Raw genomic sequence first — 1,185 nt, 5'->3', positions numbered from 1 at the left:
CCGTCGACCGTCAACGACACCGGGTATTTGGTGGTGAACCAGCCGACGGTGCGGGACAGGTCGACGTGCGGGCCCAGCTCTTCCTGGCGGCCGTGGCCCTCGACGTCGATGCCGATCGGCGTGCTCTTACCCAGGAACTGCGTCCAGGCCATCCCGAACGCGATCAACAGGATGTCCTGCACGCCGGCGTGGAACGCCGCGGGCACCTCGCCCAGCAGCAGCCGGGTGGTCTCGACGTCCAGCGACACCGAGAGCTGCTCGGCGGTCTGGTAGGTGTCCTCCTCGGGGCGCACCGCGGGCAGCACGGCCGGGGTGGCGACGACCTCGCGCCAGGCGTCGGCCTGCTCGACCACCTCGGGGCTCAACGCGTGCTCGGCGAGCAGCGAGGACCAGCGGGCGAACGAGGTGCCGCCGGCGGGCAGCGCCACCGGCTGGCCGCTGTGGTGCTGCGCCCAGGCGATGTTGAGGTCCTCGATCAGGGTCCGCCACGACACGCCGTCGACGGCCACGTGGTGGATGATCAACGCCAATTGACTTGTCTCGCTTGCCCAGACGGCGCTCACCATGATTCCGGCGCCCGGATTCAGCCGGGACCGGGCCGCCACCAGCGTGCTATCCGACAGCTCGTCGACGGTCTGCAGGCAGTCGCCGGCCTGCACGGTGCCCGGTTCGGGCGCGTGCAGCGACCAGCCGCCCTCGCCGTCGTCCTCGACGCGCAGCCGCAGCATGGGGTGCCGGTCCAGCAGGGCCTGCAGCACGACGACGACGTCGTCGGAGGTGACGCCCGCGGGAGCGGCCAGCACCATGGTCTGGTTGAAGTCGTCGATCGGGCCTTGCACGGTTTGCAGCCAGTGCATGATCGGGGTGGCCAGCACCGGCCCGATCCCCTCGTCGACCACGTCGTCCTGGTCGGCGCCGTCGGTGGCCACGCGGGCCAGCCGGGCGACGGTCTGTTCGACGAACACGTCGCGCGGGCGGCACATCACGCCGGCCGCGCGGGCGCGGGCCACCACCTGCATCGACAGGATGCTGTCGCCGCCCAGATCGAAGAACGAGTCGTCCACACCGACCCGCTCCACACCCAGCACCTGGGCGTAGATGCCGGCCAGGATCTCCTCGGTGTGGTTGCTGGGGGCGCGGTACTGGCCGCCGCGCTTGTGGTACTCGGGCGCGGGCAGGGCGCGC

Annotated in this window: 1 protein-coding gene; it reads right to left on the bottom strand. The window is 71.5% G+C overall.

Annotation, left to right across the window (positions count from 1 at the left end):
• Positions 1-1,185: condensation domain-containing protein (locus tag A9W96_RS18875; protein WP_231999739.1), on the bottom strand; the 1,185-nt coding region annotated here is incomplete at both ends.

This window comes from Mycobacterium sp. 1245852.3 (assembly GCF_001669335.1).
Lineage (GTDB): Bacteria > Actinomycetota > Actinomycetes > Mycobacteriales > Mycobacteriaceae > Mycobacterium > Mycobacterium europaeum_A.
The sequence above is the reverse complement of the archived record's forward strand: the minus strand, read 5'-3'. Positions and strand labels throughout refer to the sequence as shown.